The organism is Streptomyces sp. NPDC096311 (assembly GCF_044763085.1).
GTDB lineage: Bacteria > Actinomycetota > Actinomycetes > Streptomycetales > Streptomycetaceae > Streptomyces.
Window position 1 is genome coordinate 179,327 of sequence record NZ_JBIWFN010000005.1, and the last position, 17,834, is coordinate 197,160.

General features: G+C 73.3%; 14 protein-coding genes and 2 pseudogenes. 11 read left to right on the top strand and 5 right to left on the bottom strand.

Annotation, left to right across the window (positions count from 1 at the left end; translation table 11 throughout):
• Nucleotides 1–76: 76 nt before the first annotated feature.
• Nucleotides 77–658 (bottom strand): annotated as a pseudogene (locus ACIRA5_RS15070) (phosphatase PAP2 family protein); the annotation flags it as partial.
• A 178-nt stretch (nucleotides 659–836) separates the two neighbouring features.
• On the opposite strand from ACIRA5_RS15070, the gene ACIRA5_RS15075 reads away from it, so the two are divergent.
• Complete coding sequence (locus tag ACIRA5_RS15075) at nucleotides 837–2,456, top strand: ABC-F family ATP-binding cassette domain-containing protein (RefSeq protein WP_403690940.1); 1,620 nt, start codon at nucleotides 837–839, stop codon at nucleotides 2,454–2,456.
• A 218-nt stretch (nucleotides 2,457–2,674) separates the two neighbouring features.
• Nucleotides 2,675–2,911: a DUF6158 family protein gene (locus tag ACIRA5_RS15080; protein ID WP_403690941.1), complete on the top strand. Its 237-nt coding sequence runs from the start codon at nucleotides 2,675–2,677 to the stop codon at nucleotides 2,909–2,911.
• Between the two features lie 262 nt (nucleotides 2,912–3,173).
• On the opposite strand, the pseudogene ACIRA5_RS15085 reads toward ACIRA5_RS15080, so the two are convergent.
• Nucleotides 3,174–3,494: pseudogene (locus tag ACIRA5_RS15085) on the bottom strand (DJ-1/PfpI family protein); the annotation flags it as partial.
• Nucleotides 3,495–3,682: 188 nt separating this feature from the next.
• Between ACIRA5_RS15085 and ACIRA5_RS15090 the strand changes: the two are divergent.
• Both ACIRA5_RS15090 and ACIRA5_RS15095 read left to right on the top strand, forming a co-directional pair.
• Nucleotides 3,683–5,695: a hypothetical protein gene (locus ACIRA5_RS15090; protein WP_403690942.1), complete on the top strand. Its 2,013-nt coding sequence runs from the start codon at nucleotides 3,683–3,685 to the stop codon at nucleotides 5,693–5,695.
• A 190-nt stretch (nucleotides 5,696–5,885) separates the two neighbouring features.
• Nucleotides 5,886–6,680: an RNA polymerase sigma factor SigF gene (locus ACIRA5_RS15095; RefSeq protein ID WP_403690943.1), complete on the top strand. Its 795-nt coding sequence runs from the start codon at nucleotides 5,886–5,888 to the stop codon at nucleotides 6,678–6,680.
• 2 nt (nucleotides 6,681–6,682) lie between these two features.
• Here ACIRA5_RS15095 and ACIRA5_RS15100 read toward each other — a convergent pair whose 3' ends face one another.
• On the bottom strand, nucleotides 6,683–7,810 hold the full coding sequence (locus tag ACIRA5_RS15100) for a PAS domain-containing protein (RefSeq protein ID WP_403690945.1): 1,128 nt from the start codon (nucleotides 7,808–7,810) through the stop codon (nucleotides 6,683–6,685).
• A gap of 110 nt (nucleotides 7,811–7,920) precedes the next feature.
• Here ACIRA5_RS15100 and ACIRA5_RS15105 point away from each other — a divergent pair, with 110 nt between their 5' ends.
• The 4 genes from ACIRA5_RS15105 to ACIRA5_RS15120 all read left to right on the top strand — a co-directional run bounded on the left by ACIRA5_RS15105 (nucleotide 7,921) and on the right by ACIRA5_RS15120 (nucleotide 12,385).
• Nucleotides 7,921–8,727: an ANTAR domain-containing response regulator gene (locus tag ACIRA5_RS15105; protein WP_403690946.1), complete on the top strand. Its 807-nt coding sequence runs from the start codon at nucleotides 7,921–7,923 to the stop codon at nucleotides 8,725–8,727.
• Nucleotides 8,728–8,893: 166 nt separating this feature from the next.
• Nucleotides 8,894–9,904, top strand: coding sequence for a hypothetical protein (locus tag ACIRA5_RS15110; protein ID WP_403690947.1), 1,011 nt, complete (start codon nucleotides 8,894–8,896; stop codon nucleotides 9,902–9,904).
• Nucleotides 9,905–9,998: 94 nt separating this feature from the next.
• Nucleotides 9,999–11,246: an aminotransferase class I/II-fold pyridoxal phosphate-dependent enzyme gene (locus tag ACIRA5_RS15115; RefSeq protein WP_403690948.1), complete on the top strand. Its 1,248-nt coding sequence runs from the start codon at nucleotides 9,999–10,001 to the stop codon at nucleotides 11,244–11,246.
• Complete coding sequence (locus tag ACIRA5_RS15120; protein WP_403690949.1) at nucleotides 11,243–12,385, top strand: MBL fold metallo-hydrolase; 1,143 nt, start codon at nucleotides 11,243–11,245, stop codon at nucleotides 12,383–12,385. The genes ACIRA5_RS15115 and ACIRA5_RS15120 overlap by 4 nt, the downstream gene beginning before the upstream one ends.
• A gap of 18 nt (nucleotides 12,386–12,403) precedes the next feature.
• Here the strand turns inward: ACIRA5_RS15120 and ACIRA5_RS15125 are convergent, their stop codons facing one another.
• Complete coding sequence (locus ACIRA5_RS15125; RefSeq protein WP_403691329.1) at nucleotides 12,404–13,078, bottom strand: DedA family protein; 675 nt, start codon at nucleotides 13,076–13,078, stop codon at nucleotides 12,404–12,406.
• Between the two features lie 14 nt (nucleotides 13,079–13,092).
• Nucleotides 13,093–13,866 carry an MBL fold metallo-hydrolase gene (locus tag ACIRA5_RS15130; protein WP_403690950.1) on the bottom strand — a complete coding sequence of 258 codons (774 nt, stop codon included), beginning with the start codon at nucleotides 13,864–13,866 and terminating at the stop codon, nucleotides 13,093–13,095.
• Between the two features lie 85 nt (nucleotides 13,867–13,951).
• Between ACIRA5_RS15130 and ACIRA5_RS15135 the strand changes: the two genes are divergently transcribed.
• From ACIRA5_RS15135 to ACIRA5_RS15145, 3 genes are all read left to right on the top strand, one after another.
• Entirely contained in the window at nucleotides 13,952–14,404 is a 453-nt protein-coding gene (locus ACIRA5_RS15135) for a hypothetical protein (RefSeq protein ID WP_403690951.1), read from the top strand.
• Between the two features lie 88 nt (nucleotides 14,405–14,492).
• Nucleotides 14,493–16,577: a phage holin family protein gene (locus ACIRA5_RS15140; RefSeq protein WP_403690952.1), complete on the top strand. Its 2,085-nt coding sequence runs from the start codon at nucleotides 14,493–14,495 to the stop codon at nucleotides 16,575–16,577.
• 152 nt (nucleotides 16,578–16,729) lie between these two features.
• A complete protein-coding gene (locus tag ACIRA5_RS15145; protein ID WP_403690953.1) occupies nucleotides 16,730–17,791 on the top strand; it encodes an ATP-binding protein in 1,062 nt (353 codons plus the stop codon).
• The last annotated feature ends 43 nt before the right edge of the window (nucleotides 17,792–17,834 follow it).

Here is a 17,834-nt window from a genome sequence, read left to right on the forward strand (position 1 = left end):
CTTGTTATGTGGACAAGTTGCGTGGTGGGCCCGGGCGATGACAGCGGTGAGGTGTCCGGACGGGTCACGGTCGGTGGCGGCGGGTGAGAAGGCCTCGTACGGCGTACGCGGCTGCCGTGCCCAGCACCGCGCCCGCGAGGACGTCGCTCGGGAAGTGGGCGCCGGTGTAGACGCGGGACAGGGCCACGGCAGTGGCGAGCGGCACCACCGCGGCGCCCCAGCCGTGCGACTCCAGTGCCACGCCCGTGGCGAAGGCGGCGGCCGACGCGGAGTGGCCCGAGGGGAACGAGGTGGTGATCGGCGGGCGCTTGAGCCGGCGGGCCAGGGGGACCGGGGCGAGGGATGGGCGGGGGCGGCGTACCGAGCGCTTGCCCACGGTGTTGATCGTGGCGGAGGCGAGGGTGAGGGAGGCAAGGCCGGTTGCGGCGGCTCGGCGGGCGTGGGGGGTGCGGGTCGCCGTGAGCGCCGCCGCTGTGGCGAACCACAGCAGGCCGTGGTTCGCGCTACGGCTCAGTTTGGGCAGGAGGGGCTCGCACCCCGGCCAGTGGCGGGATGCGATGGCTTCGAAGAGGCGGGAGTCGGCCGCGAGGAAGTGGTTACGGAGGGTGTGGTGGTTCGGGGGGCGGGTGGTGAGGTCGATGTCCGGGGTGACGGTCATGAACTCCCCGTACCCGCCGACCGCCGTTTCCTCGCCCCCGCCGCCCGTATCCGTCCCCTCCCGAACCCGGCCCCGCGCCCCTGAGACGGGGGCTTCGCCCCGCATCCCCAGGGGTGGAGCCCCCGGGGAGGGGATATGCGTTTGCTCCGTGGGCCGGGTGGCCGGAGAATGCCTCCCCATGGGACATCTCGAAGCCGCGCATCTTGAGTACTACCTTCCTGACGGGAGGGCGCTGCTCGGCGATGTGTCGTTTCGGGTGGGGGAAGGGGCCGTCGTCGCACTGGTGGGCCCCAACGGAGCGGGCAAGACCACGCTGCTGCGGCTGATCTCCGGGGAGCTGAAGCCGCACGGGGGCACCGTCACCGTGTCCGGCGGCCTGGGCGTGATGCGTCAGTTCGTGGGGTCCGTGCGAGACGAGACGACCGTGCGGGAGCTGCTCGTCTCCGTGGCGCCGCCCCGCATACAGGAGGCCGCCAAGGCCGTCGACGCGGCTGAGCACGCCATGATGACCGTGGACGACGAGGCCGCCCAGCTCCGCTACGCGCAGGCACTCTCCGACTGGGCCGAGGTACGCGGCTACGAGTCCGAGACGCTCTGGGACATGTGCACGATGGCCGCGCTCGACGTCCCGTACGAGAAGGCGCAGTGGCGACTGGTGCGCACCCTCTCCGGAGGAGAGCAGAAGCGGCTGGTGCTGGAGGCCCTGCTGCGTGGCACGGACGAGGTACTGCTCCTCGACGAGCCGGACAACTACCTCGACGTCCCGGGCAAGCGCTGGCTGGAGGAGCGGCTCAAGGAGACCCGCAAGACCGTTCTCTTCGTCTCCCACGACCGGGAGCTGCTGTCCCGCGCCGCCGAGAAGATCGTCAGCGTCGAGCCCAGCCCCACCGGCGCCGACGCATGGGTGCACGGCGGCGGCTTCGCGACGTACCACGAGGCGCGACAGGAGCGGTTCGCCCGCTTCGAGGAGCTGCGCAGGCGCTGGGACGAGAAGCACGCCCAGCTGAAGAAGCTCGTGCTGAATCTGCGGCAGGCGGCCTCCATCAGCCATGAGTTGGCGTCCCGCTACGCGGCGGCGCAGACCCGGCTGCGGAAGTTCGAGGAGGCCGGCCCGCCGCCGGAGCCGCCGCGCGAGCAGGACATCAAGATGCGTCTGCACGGCGGGCGTACCGGCGTACGGGCCATCACCTGCAAGGGACTTGAGCTCACCGGTCTGATGAACCCGTTCGACCTGGAGGTCTTCTACGGCGAGCGGGTCGCCGTGCTCGGCTCCAACGGCTCCGGCAAGTCGCACTTCCTGCGCCTGCTCGCCGGTGACACCGTCGCGCACACGGGCGAGTGGAAGCTCGGCGCGCGCGTCGTCGCCGGACACTTCGCTCAGACGCACGCCCACCCGGAGCTCCAGGGCCGCCCCCTTCTCGACATCCTGTGGAGCGAGCACTCCCAGGACCGGGGCGCCGCCATGTCCCGGCTGCGCCGCTACGAGCTGACCGCCCAGGCCGAGCAGCGCTTCGAGAAGCTCTCCGGCGGCCAGCAGGCACGCTTCCAGATCCTGCTGCTGGAGCTGGAGGGTTCCACGGCCCTGCTGCTGGACGAGCCCACCGACAACCTCGACCTGGAGTCGGCCGAGGCACTCCAGGAGGGCCTGGAGGCATACGAGGGGACGGTGCTCGCGGTCACCCACGACCGCTGGTTCGCCCGCTCCTTCGACCGCTATCTGGTCTTCGGCTCGGACGGCAGGATTCGGGAGACGGCGGAGCCGGTGTGGGACGAGCGGCGCGTCGAGCGGGCCCGGTAGGACCCGGGTCCGCTACGACTCGGGCGCGCCAGGACCCGGTCCCGGTCCCGGTCGTCCGGTGCTTCCCGGAGGACCGGGGGCCCGGAAGTTCGTAGAGTGGAGGGAGGACGGCGAGATCCACGGCTCCCTCCCGGACGCCGCTCGGGCGCCGCGCACGGCAGCGCCTGCCCGGCGGCTGCCCGGACCGCGCCGCAGGACACGACGAGCGGGGTACCACCATGACCGGAGTCGACCCGGACCGGCTGGACGACCAGCAGCTGATGAAAGAGCTGGAGTCGATCCACCGCACCCGCCACGACACACTGCTGCACGGTTCGAACGACGCCCTGCGGACCCACAACATGCGCATGGCGCAGCTGGAGGGCGAGTACCTGCGCCGCCATCCGCGCCGCCGCGTCGCCGCGGCCCGTACGCGCGAGGGGGCCCGGGAGCGGGGCCTCGCGGCGGAGTGCTGAACGACGGGTCGGGGCGACATGACGGGTCGGGGCGTCAGGAGGGCGTCAGGGAGGCACGAGTGACGACGTCGGGCCGAACTCGCCCGGCCCGCACACCCGTTGCCGCCCGCACCCGTCGCTGGCGCCCACACCCGGCGCGCCTCGGTCCCCGTCGGCGCGCACCCGTCGCTGACGCCCACGCTCGGCGTGCCTCGGTCCCCGTCGGCGCCGGTGAACCGAGGCGCGCCGGATGGTGCCGGATTTTGCGAGGGCGGACACTCCGTCAGGCGGCCTGCCGCGCGAACGCTTCCAGGAACGCCTCGTCGAACGCCTTGAGGTCGCCCGGCTTGCGGCTGGTGATCAGGGTGCCGGGACCCTGCTCGCACACCTGCACCCGCCGGCCGACCCAGGTGCCGCCCGCGGTGCGGATGTCGGTGCGCGGACTCGGCCAGGACGTGAGGACCCGGCCGGCGACCACGTCCGCCTCGACGAGCGTCCAGGGGGCGTGACAGATCGCGGCGACCGGAATGCCGCGCCCGAGGAACGCGCGGACGACCGCCACGGCCCGTTCGTCGAGGCGCAGCGCGTCCGGGTCGGCCACACCGTCGTCCCGGTGGACGCTCAGCCGGTCGCTGCCTCGCTGCATGACTCCCTCCAGGGGATCGGGGACGGTGATCGCGTACCCATGGACCCGGAGTCGACACGGCCGTGGGAAAACGGCACGACGAGCTCCACCGCCAGGCGGCATGATGACGGCCGGAGAACCGGTTCTCCGAGGTCATGGGGGTGGACGTGACGGGGATATCGCTCGAGGCGCTGGACGCGGTGCCGTGGGACCGGCTCGAGTCGGGGCTGCCCCGGCACCCGGTCGAGGAGGTGCCTCGCGCGCTGCGGCGGCTGGCGCTCGCGGGCGGGGCCGCGACGGAGGAGTACAGCTACCCGCTGTACTCCTGCCTGCTCGCGGGCGACGGCCGGGTGCCCTCCGCCGCGACCGCGGCCCTGCCCTTCGTGGTGGCGCTCGCCGCCGATCCGGGGTCGGGCGCACGAGTCGACCTCGTAGGACTGCTGGTGGCTTTCGCGCACGCGACCAGGACGGCCCGGCCGGACCTGGCGGACGAGGGGTGGCCCGCGGCGTGGAGACGCCACCAGGGTGCGGTCCTCGCGCTGCTCGCCGACCCGGACCCCGATGTGCGGCGGGAGGCCATTCCGCTCGCCGACGGTGTCGTACCGCTTCTGGAGCGGTGGCGGGCCGAGACGGACCCGGCGGTGCGTCTGCCGGTGCTGCTGCGGCTGGGATGGGCGGCCGCCGCCGCGGCGGAAGCGGATGCCCGGTCGGTCGAGGAGGTGCGGGCGGTGCTCGACGGCGTCCTGCGTGACGGTGAGCCCGTCATGAAGGTCGCGGCCGTGATCGCCTGGGCGCAGCTCGACCCGCAGGAGCCGGTCCGGTGGATCGACCTGCTGCTGGAGACACTTTCCGACCTCGCCGTACGGCCCAGGTTTGAGGAGATCTGGTACGTGGTGGGCGTCGAGGAACCCTTCAGCCGTGCAGCGGTCGTCACCTGGGCCGCCGAGCTGTTCGACCACGACGCCCGGACAGCCGCCTCCTTCGTGGTCCGGCTGGCCGACGCGGCGGCACGCACCGGAGACACCGAACTGTCCGAGGCGGTGCTGGACGAGGCATGGCGGCTGCTGGTGCTCAGGCCGTCCGCGGCGCCCGCGCTGCTGCCGGTGGCGGGCCGGCTGCTGGACGACCGGGCCGACCCCGTGCGCCTGCGGGCGGCGCACCTTCTGGCGGTGCTCGGCCGGCGGTCGGCCCGGTACGCCGACCGGCTCGCCACGCTGCTCGATGACCCGGGGAAGGCCCCCTGTCTGGAGGGGACCGTCGGTGACTACGCGCGCTGGGCGCTCACCCGGATCGGCGACCCGCGCGCGATGCCGGGGCTCGTCGAACGGCTCTACGAGCCCTATCGGGAGCACTACGGACGTGGCTACTGCGTCAGCGACCCGCGCCTTCCGGACGTCGACGCCGTGCTGGTTCCGCTGCGGGCGCATGCCGACGTCCTGCTGCCCGACCTGCGGAAAGTGATGCGGCACCACGCGACGCACAACGGCGGCCACGGCCCGCTGACCGGCGCCTTCCTGAAGGTCCTGAAGGCGTGGGGGCCGGACGCGCTGCCCGCGCTGCCGGAGGTCGTGGCGCTGCTGGACAAGGAGAGCGGCTCGCTCTCGATCGTCGAGGTGCTGGCGGCGATGGGGCCGGGCGCCGCGTCCGCCGAGCCCGCCCTGCGCGCCTGTGAGCCGCTCAACTGGCCGGAATACCAGCGGAACGTGGCGTGGGCCGCCTCGCAGATGGGCGGAGACCGAACGGCGGCACTGCGGCTCATCGGCGAAGCGGTGCTGACCGAGGAGGGCCCCTACTACGGGCCCGTCCACCTGCTGACCGAGTTCGGTCCCGCGGCCGCGCCGTACGCCGACCGGGTGCGGTACATCATGGAGAACACCGGCGGCTGTCGCCGGATCGAGGCCGCGCTCGCCCTCTGGTCGGGCACGGGCGAGCCCGAGCCGAGCATCTCCGTCCTGGCGGAGTTCGTCCTGCCCATCGCCGACGGCGGCGACGACTACGGGTTCTTCGGAGAGGCGCTGCGAGCCCTGGCCCGGATCGGCACCCTCACCCCCGCGACGCGCGCCGCACTGCGGACGGTACGGGGCTTCGACGGCCGCCTGGCGCAGGAACGGAACTACGAGGCCTTCCTCCAGGACGAGGAGCTGCGCGCCGCGATCGAGTACCTGCTCGCCGCTCCCTGAGCCCAACGCGCCGACAGGCGTGGGTGTTTGCCCCGCACAGGCCGGGGCAGGCGGAATTCAAGTGCTTCGGACAGGAGGCACGTCCGTGGGAGCGGGGAAGTCCTCGCCACGGGTGTGCCGTTCGACGCACCCGTGCGCTCCCCCGGTGACCGTCCAACCCAAGGCACCTGCAAGGGAGTTGCGACGCACCATGCGAAACCAAGTGAGCGCGAAACGCCATCCGCACGACGACGCCCCCGACACCACGGAGGCATTCCGCAGGCTCGCCTCGCTCCCTCCGGGCCGGCCGCACGACGCGCTCCGTGAGCAGATCGTCGAGGCCTGGCTGCCGATGGCGGACCGGCTCGCGGGCCGGTTCCGCAACCGCGGTGAGAGCCTGGAGGACCTGCGCCAGGTCGCGGCGCTCGGTCTGGTCAAGGCCGTGGACCGGTACGACCCCGAGCTCGGCAACGCTTTCGAGAGCTACGCCGTGCCGACCGTCACCGGCGAGATCAAACGGCACTTCCGCGACCACATGTGGACCCTGCACGTGCCCCGCCGTGTCCAGGACCTGCGCAACCGCGTGCGGTTCGCCGTCCAGGAACTCTCGGGGACCATCTCGGGCCGAGGGCCCACCGTCGCCGAGATCGCCGAGCACGCCCGGATGAGCGAGGAGGACGTCCAGGCCGGCCTGGAGGCCCTGGAGAGCTTCACCGCGCTCTCCCTGGACGCCCAGGTCTCCGGCAGCGACGACGGCTACTCGCTCAGCGACGCCCTCGGCTCGGCCGACCCCGCGCTCGACGTCGTCATCGACCGCGAGGCCGTCAAGCCCCGGCTGCAGGCCCTGCCCGAGCGTGAACGCACCATCCTCTACATGCGGTTCTTCGGCGACATGACGCAGAGCCGGATCGCCGACGAACTCGGGATCTCGCAGATGCACGTGTCGCGGCTGATCAGCCGGTGCTGCCACCGGCTGCGCCACCAGGTGATGCGCGACGCGGCGTAGCCCTACCGGGGCGCGCTCATCGCCAGGGCCAGATGGCGGGACATCATGTCCACCGCCTGGGCCTCCGCCATCGAGAACGCCCGGCGGGCGCCGCTGCGGAACAGGGTCAGCACGCCTTGTACGGGGCCAGGCGCGGTGGTCAGGGGCACGCACAGCAGCGACGTCACGTTCGCGCGTACGAGGATCGGGGCGCCCGAGGTGTCACGGCCGAAGGCGTCCGGATCTTCGGGGCGCACCGGCAGCGCCGTGGATCCGCCCCGGGCCGCCTCGACGACGAGCGGACACCCGGCGGGATCCTGTGCGGCCACGCCCCGGGCCCCCGCCACGCTGTCGGAGGGGGCCAGCACCGTCGTACGGGACAGCCGCGCCGCTCCCGCCACGTCGGCCACCACCCAGTCGGCGAACCGCCCGTGCAGCACCCCGGCCGCCCGCTCCAGTACCCCGGACGGATCGCCGACCGGACCGCTGAGCAGCGCCGTGGTCATGGCGTCCACCAGGTCCATCAGCACCGCGTGCCGGGTCGTCTCGGTCAGGTCCGGTACCGGGCCGGGCACGCGCTCGGGGGACGGCACCCGGCTGTCCGCGGGCTGCAGGACGACGAGGACGGCGGTGCGGGGTTCGCCGCTGGGCCGCAGCGCGGTGAGCGTCGCCCGCACCGGCACCGCGGGCTGCTGCTGGAGGTGCACGGTGAGACTGCGGTCGCCCTCGCCGCGCGCGACCGCCGCCGCCTGCGAGCGGAACGCGGCACGGTCGGCGTGCGCGAGGAAACCGGTGAGCGGCCTGCCCGTCGCGTAACCGGCCCGTACGCCGGTGAACGAGGATGCCGCGAAGTTCAGCCTGCGCACCACTGTCTCGCGGTCCACCAGTGCGACAGGCACCGGCACCCGCTGGAAGAGCGCCTTGAGGAGCTGTTGCTCCTGGCGGTCGACGGAGGCGACGCCGGACGGGCCCGTCGAGGACAGACTCTCGTACCAGGGCCACAACTGGCCCGCCACGTGGTCGAGTTCGAAGATCGCCGCGTCGAGCACCGTCGGCAGGTCGTCGGCCGGTACCGATCGAGCCGCCTTGAGCTCCGCCACGCGGCGTACGAAATCCGCGAGTTCTTCACCGAATTCGTCCGTCTGCGCCATGCGATGAACGTAACCCGAAGGATGGGTTCCGGGTGTGGCGGGGGTGTAACCCACCGGGCCTGTTTTCCGCGCAGGTGAGCGGGAAGGCGCGGAGGGAGGAGGGGGGAACCATGCTGGATGCGGGGCGACTTGAGCAACGCGGTCACGACGAACGGCGCGGTCGAGGCGGTGAAGGCGGCCAAGGCAGTCGAGACGGCCGAGACGGCCGGGGCGGTCGACTGGGGCACCTGGGAACGCGGTCGCCGGAATCCACGCTTCCGGGGAGGCGGCTGTCGGAGCTCGCCGAGCAGGCCGCCCGCTGCACCACCGACTGCTGCGGCGCCAGCTGCCTGGTCTCCGAGGGCGGCCCGGAACGCCCCGCCGCGGTCACCCACCCCGACCTCGCCGCACTCGTCTCGGTCCAACTCCGCTCCGGAGACGGTCCGATCCCCGCCGCGCTGGAACGCGGTGAGCCCGTCGACTCGGCGGACCTGCTGCGCGAGGAGCGCTGGCCGGCGTACCGCGCGATGGCCCTCGACTCGGGTGTCCGCTCCAGCGTCACGATTCCCTTCCGGCGTTCCGGGCTGACCGTGACCCTCAGCCTCTACAGCTTCCGGCCCGGCGCCCTGGAGGACGCCCCGCACGGACCCGCCCGCGCGCTCGGCGACCTCGCCGTCACCTGCCTGGTCCGTGACCGCTCCTACCGGGCCGCGCTCACCGAGCTCGACCAGCTCGGCGCCGCGCTGCGCACCCGGCCCGTCGTCGACCAGGCGTGCGGGATCGTCATGCACGTACTGGGCTGTGACGCGGACGCGGCCTTCGGCGTACTGCGCCGCGTCTCGCAGGCGACCCAGCGCAAACTGTCCGACGTGGCCTCGGCCGTCGTGGACAAGCGTGGACGCGGCCTGGAACGGGAGCTCTCCTCCCTGTCGAACTGACCCGGCCGGCCGAGCCGCCGCTGTCACCCACGTCACCCGCTCGGGCGTCCGTGTCGCGCGAATGGTGTCCGGCCGCGCGCGCCGCGCGCCGGGGCGGGCTGTGATGGGGTGGGGGCGCGACGGCCGTGCCCCCTTCAGACAGTGTCTGTCCGAAGGAGCCCGACCCATGTGCCGTACCGTCCGTGTCCTGTCCGCCACCGCCCTGGCCTGTGCCGCCCTGGGGGCGGCCGCCACGGCCGCGTCCGCGGATCCGGGCGCGGAGGTCGATCCCCGTTCCGTGGGCCCCGGTGGTGTCCTCTCCATCTCCGTCACGTGCGACGCGATCGGCGGCACCCCGCCCGAGTCCATCGACGCCCACTCCCAGGGCTTCGAGGGGGGCAAGGCCGCGTTGCACCGGGTCACCGGCGGCGACGAGAAGACGGGCGGCGCCACCTCGTACCGCGGGACGGCCCGTGTCCCGGCGGGTGCGACTTCCGACGCTGGATCCACTGGATCCGGACTGGTCGGTGGATCCGGAGGGGTCGGTGGGTTCGGAGCGGCAGCCGGGGCCGGCGAGCAGTTCAACAGCGATTCCGTCGCCGGGGACCGTGAGGCCCAATGGGGCGTCAACGGCGTGTGTCCCGTCGCGCCGGATGGCCAGGAGCGGCCGTGGAACGCCTCGTACACCGTGTCCCGCGCCGCCGGCACCGGTACGGGCGCCGGCAACGGCAACGGCAACGGCATCGGCAACGGCACGGGCATGGGCACAAGTGCCGGGCGTGACACGGCTACGGGGCGCGAGACCGGTGCGCCTCGTGACACGGGTGCGCCTCATGACACGGGTGCCGGTCGTGACTCCGGTGCGACGCACGACACCGGTACGGGTCGTGACACGGATACGGGTCGTGACACCGGTGCGACGCACGACACCGGCGCGACGCACGACACCGGCGCGGCTCATGACACGGGCGCCGGGCGCGAGACCGGTGCGGCTCACGACACCGGCACCGGGCGTGACACCGGCACGGGGCACGACACCGAAGAGCGCCCCACCGGTTCCCAGTACGGAGTGCAGGGCGGCGAAGGCGGCACCTTCACCGATTCCGTCCCGGCCCTGATCACCGGCGGCGTCCTGATCGTGGGCGCGGTGGGCGCGGCCGTCCACCGGCTGCGCCCAAAGGGCTCCTCCCACCGCTGACGCTGTGACGGGCGCAACCCGGCCGGGCGCCCATGGCGGGGCGGGAGCCCGGGTAACGACAGGGCACGGCACCACGGACTGCACGGAGGCACGTATGCGGCGGACGGTTCCGGAAGGGCACGGTCCGGTCCGCTACGGCCCGCCCCTTCCCGATCAGGGCCTGCCGGTACTGGCCGAGCTGCGCGCCGTGCTCGCCGACGCGGCGGGCCACGCCCACGCCGAGCCCTCCGGTGGCGGCCCCGCGCTCCTCGACGCCGCCTGCGGCTACTGGACCCGGCGGGGCCTGGCCGCCGACCGCGACCGGGTGGTCGCCGCCCCCGGCGCCCCCGCGCTGCTCCTCGCGCTGACCGGCGCACTCGGCGGCGACGTCCTGGTGCCGCGCCCGTGCGCCGCCTGGTGGGCACCGCAGGTCCGCCTCCTGGGCCGGTCCGTGTTCCACGCGGCGACGCCCGCGGAGTGCGGTGGCCTGCCGGATCCGTACGCACTCCTGGAGACCGTCCGCCGGGTCCGCGCCGAGGGCGGCGACCCGCGCCTGCTCGTGCTCTCCGTCGCCGACGACCCCACCGCCACCGTCGCACCGCCCGAGGTGGTGCACGAGACCGTGGAGGCCGCGGTGGGCGAGGGACTGCACGTGGTCAGCGACGAGACCTGGCGCGACACCCTGCACCGGCCGCACGACACCGTGTTGCTCAGCCCCGCCGAGATGCTCCCCGGCGAGGTCACCGTGCTGACGGACCTCGCGGGCGCCTTCCTGCCGCAGGGCTGGCCGGCCGCCGTCGCCCGCTTCCCGGACACCGACGAGGGCCTTCGGCTGCGCGCCCGCGTCCTCGACGTGCTCACCGTGCTCAGTGCCCGGGTCGCCGAACCGGTCGCGGCGGCGGCCGCGTACGCGCTCGGCGAGCCGGACGCGGTCACCGAGCGGCTGACCGCCGCCGTACGCCTGCACGCGCGCGTGGCTTTCGCCGCGCACCGCGCGGTGATCGGGTCGGGTGCCCTCGCACGGCCGCCGCAGGCCGGCCGGCATCTGTACGTGGATCTCGGCCCGTTGAGCTCCGCGCTGACCGCCCTCGGGGTCGGGGACGCACAGGAACTGGAGGACTTCCTCACCGCCCGGCTCGGCATGCCCGCGCCGGGCGGCCACCGCTTCGGGGACGACCTCGAGGCGCTGCGCGTGCGGTTGGAGACCGGACCGCTGCTCGGCGCCACCGACGAGGAGCGGGCGGAATGCCTCAGTTCACCCTCACCGTTGGAACTGCCACAGGTGCAACGCGCGTTGACCCTCTTGGGGTCGGCGTTCGACGATCTCCGTGACGACGCTCAGCGATGGGAGCCTCCTCGATGACGCAGCAGTCCCAGTCGGCCACGAGCACGAGTACGTCCCCGAGCACGTCCATACCCACGAGCACGTCCGTGTCCACGGACACGCAGGACGCCGAGGAGCCGGCGTCCTCCATGGCCCCCACGGCGGGGCGTTCCTCATTGGCCGTTCCCCTCCGTCCGCTCGTCGAGCCCCCACCTCTCGCCGAACCCCGTCCGCTCGGTGAGCGCCGTGCGTGGCCGCGGTCGTTCGTCGACCGGCTGACCGCGCCGCTGCCGGGACTGCGGGCCTTCGCGCGGTTCGCCCGTGAGGGGGCGCTGCGGCCGAGGCCCGAGGGGCTCGCCGACATTCCACAGCTGCCCTTCGAACCGGGTCCGCTGCCGCGGGTGGGCACCCGTACCGTCGCCGTCTCCTGGGCGGGGCACGCGAGTTGGGTGATCCGTATAGGCGGGCTCACCGTCCTCACCGACCCGGTCTGGTCCCGCAAGATCCTCGGCACCCCGGCCCGGATCACCCCGGTCGGCATGGCCTGGAGCGCGCTGCCGCGCGTCGACGCGGTCGTCATCAGCCACAACCACTACGACCATCTGGACGCGCCGACGCTGCGCCGGCTCCCGCGCGACACACCGGTGTTCGTGCCGGCCGGACTCGGGCGCTGGTTCCGGCGCCGCCGGTTCACCCGGGTCACCGAGCTGGACTGGTGGGAGGCGGTCGAACTCGAGGGCGTGCGCTTCGACTTCGTCCCCGCCCACCACTGGTCCAAGCGCGGTCTCACCGACACCTGCCGCACGCTGTGGGGCGGCTGGGTGCTGACGGCGCCCGAAGGACAGCGGGTGTACTTCGCGGGGGACACGGGGTACGGGCACTGGTTCGCGGCCATCGGACAGCGGTACCCGGGGATAGACCTGGCCCTGCTTCCCATCGGGGCGTACGACCCCCGGTGGTGGTTGAGTGACGTCCACTGCGACCCGGAAGAGGCTGTTCGGGCGGCCGTCGACGTGGGGGCTCGACGGATGGCGCCGATGCACTGGGGGACGTTCGTGCTGTCCGCGGAGCCCGTGCTGGAGCCGTTGACCCGGGTGAAGGCGGCTTGGGAGCGGGTGGGGCTGGAGCGGGGGAATCTGTGGGATCTGGCGGTGGGCGGTTCTCGGGTCCTGGGGTGACGGCGGTGGTGGGGGTGCCTACCGAGGCGCGGTCCCGCGTACCCTCCGCCACACTCCCGGCGCCGCACTGATCGCCAGTGTCAGGACCACCGCCGCCACCACGCCCTCCCACGGCTCGTCGAAGAGGGAGCCGCCGAGAATGCCGATGACCTGGTAGGTGGCCGCCCAGGCGAGGCAGGCGGGGATGTCGCCGCGGGCGAAGGTGCGCAGGGGCATCTTCGCCAGCAGGCAGGCGAGCATCACCGGTATGCGGCCCGCCGGGACGAGGCGGGACAGGACGAGGACGGCGACACCGTGGTCGTCCAGCTTCTCCTGGGCCTGGGTGAGGCGGTCCTCCGGGGCGCGCACCCGGATCGCCTCCAGCCAGCGCGAGCCGTTCTTGGATCCCATGCCGCGCCGGCCGAGCCAGTAGAGCGCCACGTCACCGAGGAACGCCGCGAGCGAGCCCACCGCGAAGACCAGCAGCAGGGCGAACGGCGCGGTCTCGTGAAAGGCCACCACGGCTGCCGAACTGACCAGCGCGCCCGTCGGCACCACCGGGACCAGCGCGCCGATCAGCACCAGCACGAACAGCGACGGATAGCCGATCGCCTGCTGCGTGCTCTCCGGTGACACGGCCGCGCCCGCGGCGGCCAGGAACAGGGCGGGGGTGGTGCTCTTCGCGGACAGGAATATCGCGGGGGCCGCGCCCATGGCGGTCAGAGGCGTCACCGCGCGACCTCCGGGCGCACGCTCTCGCCGTGTTCGAGCCGGTGCACCGCCACCTGGGGCGCACGTTCCCCAGCCAGGCGCACGAACTCATCACCCGGCGCATGGAATTCCTGGGGGCGCACGCTGTCCATGCCGATGGGCCAGTATGTGCCGTAGTGCACCGGCACCGCGCTCCTCGGCATCAGCCGGGCCAGCGCCTCGGCGGCCCGCCCCGCGTCCAGGTGTCCCTCCCCGAGGAACGGGCCCCACCCGCCGACCGGCAGCAGTGCCACGTCGACCGGTCCGACCTCCTCGGCCATCGACTCGAACAGCCCGGTGTCCCCGGCGAAATACGTCCGCGCCTCGCCCTCCACCACGAAGCCCAGCGCGGGGGAGCGGTGCGGTCCGACCGGCAGTCGCCGCCCGTCGTGCCGCGCCGACACCGTACGTACGACCAGGTCGCCGACCTCGGTCAGGTCCCCGGGCGCCACCTCGACGAACCGCAGATGGTCCAGCCTGCGCAGCGCCGGCACCACACGTGGTGCGCCCCTCGGCACCAGTACCGGCGTGCCCGGCGCGAGCCGCTGCAACGAGGGCAGATGGAGATGGTCGGCGTGCAGATGCGAGACCAGCGCCACGTCCGCGACCGCCGCCTCGGGAGGGGGCGGCGCCCCGCGCCTGCGCCGCAGGTGCGCGAGCCGGCGCGCGAAGAGCGGATCGGTGAGGACGCGTGTGCCGGAGTCCTCCAGCGTGCAAGTGGCGTGCCCCCACCAGGTGATCTCCACCGGCACTTCTTTGCCTCCTCCGTGCGACTCCCCCCGAGCCTACGTGCAGGAGTAGGGTCGGCGGCGAAACCCGGAGGTGAGGGGGGACGCCATGGGACACGCGCGCAGCGCCTCCGCAGTGCCGACTGTGCCGGCTGTGTCGGCTGTGGTTCGCGTCACGGCCATCGCGAGCCTGACGCCCCTGGAGGAGCTCGACGCGGACCCCTTCCTCGTGGACTCCCGCAGCCAGTACGCGATGTGCGCCCGCTGGGCCGCCGAGCGCGGATATGTCGTCACCCGCGAGCTCCTCGTCCGCGGTCTGCGCCCCGACCACCGCACCCTGTGGGCGGACGTCGAGGCGGGCCTCGTCGACCTGTTCGTCGCGCCGAGCCACCGCGTCCTGGAGCGCGCCCTCGCCTCAGTGGACGAGTTCACCGCCGAATGCGCCCGCCGCGGCGTACGGATCGAGATGGTCGGGTGCGCGGAACCGTCGTACGACGCCCAGATGAAGGCCCGGGTCCACCGCCGCCTGTCGATGCCGACCGCGGGGTACGACGGCCGCTGACGGGGACACCGGGGGCCCCTCGACCGTTGTGACAGGGTGGGAGCAGGCCTCGCACACCGGGCGGGCCGGGACGTGAGGTGGACAGGGCGTGGGCGGAAGGCGTTGGCGACGGCTTCTCAGCGGAGTGTGGCGGAGCATCGCGGTGTGGGCCGTGTCCACCGTCACCATGCTCGTCCTCGCCGGTGTGCTGCCCGACTTCCAGCTGGAGGCCGGCAACGGCGACAGCGCCACGCGGATCGCCGTCACCGCCGGGGCCGGCGCGGCCGTCTTCGGTCTGCTCTCCTCGCTCGTGTGGCCCCTGCTCGTACGGGCGCTGCTCCTGGTGCCCGCCCTCGTGCTCGGTCTGCTCGTCTTCTTCCTGAACGGGTCCTTGCTGCTGATAGCCCTGCGCATCAACCCCTCCGGGCAGGGCGAGGCCGCGCCCGAGACCGCCGTGGTCGTCGCCGCCGTGATGTCCGCGGTCGCCTCGGCCACCGGGGGTGCCCTCGCCGTCCGTGACGACGACGCCTACCGGCGCAGGCTCTACCGGCTCGCCGACCGGCGCCGCAGGCGCGGTGACGGGCAGGCCTGGTCCTCGACCCCCGGCGCCGTCTTCCTCCAGCTCGACGGTGTCGGCCACGACGTGCTGCAGGAAGCGGTCGGCAAGGGGCTGATGCCCACCGTCGCGCAGTGGCTCCAGGGTCCCGGGGAGGGTGGCTGCCCCAGCCACCGGCTCACCCCGTGGCGCACCGACTGGTCCAGCCAGACCGGCGCCAGCCAGCTCGGCATCCTGCACGGCAGCAACCACGACGTGCCGGCCTTCCGCTGGTACGAGAAGGACACGCACGAGGTCATGGTGTGCAACCGGCCCTCCAGCGCCGCCGAACTCCAGCGCCGGGCCATCGAGTACACCGGCGACGGAGGCCTGCTCACCGTCGACGGCGCCAGCCGCGGCAACCTCTTCAGCGGTGGCGCCGACCAGCTGGCCCTGGTGCTGTCCATCGCCGCGCGAAGGGGCCGGGAGAACCGTTCCCGCTCCGGTTACTTCGCCTACTTCAGCGACCCCGCCAACGCCGTCCGTACGGCCATGTCCTTCGTCGCCGAGGTGCTGCGCGAGATGGGCCAGTCCACGTGGGCCCGGATGAAGAAGCGGCGGCCCCGGGTCAAGCGCGGCGGGCTGTACCCCTTCGTGCGGGCCTTCGCGACCGTCGTCGAGCGGGACGTCGTCGTCGCCGCGGTGATCGGTGACATGCTCGCCGGGCGCAACGCGGTCTACGCGGACCTGGTGGCGTACGACGAGGTGGCCCACCACTCCGGGCCGCGCGGCCGGGACGCCGAGAAGGTCCTGGAGCGCCTCGACCGGTCCCTCGCCCTGGTGGCCAAGGTCGCCGAACACGCCCCGCGGCCCTACCGGATCGTATTGCTGTCGGACCACGGCCAGAGCCCCGGCGAGACCTTCCTGACCCGCTACGGCCTCAGCCTCGGCAACCTGGTCCGGGCCGGATGCGGGCTGCCCGTGCCGCGCAAGGCGCAGCGCACCCACAGCGGCACCGAGGCGCGGGCGGCGGTACGGGCCGCGCTGCGCAGACCCGTCGAGGAGCGCGGCGAGCGTCACCGTCCCTCACGCCGCTCCGAGCCCATCGTGCTGGCCTCGGGCAACCTCGGCCTGGTCTCCTTCCCCGACGTGCCGCACCGGATGAGCCGGGAGGAGATCGACCGCCGCCACCCCGCGCTGCTGTCCACCCTCGCCAACCACCCCGGCGTCGGCTTCGTGCTGGTCCGCAGCGAGGAGTACGGCGGACTCGTGCTGGGCGCGAACGGCGCGGAGGTACCGGTCGACAAGCTCAACGACGCGCGCCAGGGCCCGCTCGCCGACTTCGGCCCCGGCGCCGCCGACGCCGTACGACGTACGCACGCCTTCCCGCACGTCGCCGACATCATGGTCAACTCCTCGTACGACCCGCGGGAGGGCGAGGTCCTCGCCTTCGAGGAGCAGATCGGCTCGCACGGCGGACTCGGCGGGGCCCAGGCGCGCCCCTTCCTGCTGTCACCCGTGGCCTTGTCCGTGCCGGTCGAGGACGACGCGGATCTCGTGGGCGCCGAGCAGGTGCACCGCGTGCTGCGGCGCTGGCTGCGCGAGTGCGACGGCCCCCAAGTGCCGCTGGCGGCCCCCGCGGACGAGCGCGCCGCCTGAGCCACGGCCAGGGGCGGGGCCGGGGGCGGCGGACAACGGGCCGCGGTCGGTGGCGGCGGAAAATGGGCTGCGGTCGGCGAGTCCCGCGCACACACTGTTCGCATGGAGCACCGCGCACCCGCGGGGCACTTCCCGACCCCCGAGGATGCTGCGTGCAGGCAGTCGTGACCGTCACCCCCGCCCGGATACCGGAACTGCTGCTCGGTCTCGCGACCGTGCGGCCGGTCTTCCTGTGGGGCGCCCCCGGCATCGGAAAGTCCTCCCTGGTGAGGGAGTTCGCCGAGTCGCTGGGACTGGAGTGCGTCAGCCTGCTCGGCACCCAGCTCGCACCCGAGGACCTGATCGGCGTCCCGCAGATCCGCGACGGACGCTCGGTGTTCTGCCCGCCGGAGGCGATCGCCAGGGACGAGCCGTACTGCCTCTTCCTGGACGAGCTGAACGCGGCGACGCCGGATGTGCAGAAGGCCTTCTACTCGCTGATCCTGGACCGCCGCATCGGCACCTACGAGCTGCCCAAGGGCTCGATCGTGATCGGCGCGGGCAACCGCGCCACCGACAACGCGCTGGCCCGCCCGATCGCCTCCGCGCTGATCAACCGCCTCACGCACGTGCACCTGGAGGCCTCCTCCAAGGACTGGCTCGCCTGGGCCGCCGGCAACGGCATTCACCCCTGGGTCGTGGACCACCTCACCGACCGGCCCGACCACCTGTGGTCCAAGCCGCCGAAGACCGAGGAGCCGTTCTCCACGCCCCGCTCCTGGCACATGCTCTCCGACGCGCTGCACTCCTTCGGGCCGGCCCTCGACGAGCCGACCCTGAAGGTGATCGCGCACGGCACCCTGACGCCCGCGCACGCGGTCGCCTTCTGCGGCTACGTGAAGATCGTGCGCAGCCGGTTCGGCATCGAGGCGATCGTCAAGGGCGACGCCCGCTGGCCCCACCGCCCCGAGGACCGCGACCTGCTCTACTACCTCGCCGAGTCCTTCCGCGGCCGGCTCGTCAAGGAGCTGCCCGCCAGCAAGGAGCACCTCTCGGCGAACGGACAGCAGACCGCGTACCGCGCCAAGTCGCTGCTCGTGCAGCTCGCCGAGATCTCCGTGGAGGTCGCGCAGAGCGTCATCGCCCCGGACACCGACGGCAATCCCCTCCTGCCCGCCTGGTTCCTGGTCGAGGCGGCCCGTGACATGCCCCGGCTGGTCGAGGCGCGGCAGTGAGCCGCACCCCGACCAGCCGCGGTAAGGGACAGCCGAAGAAGGA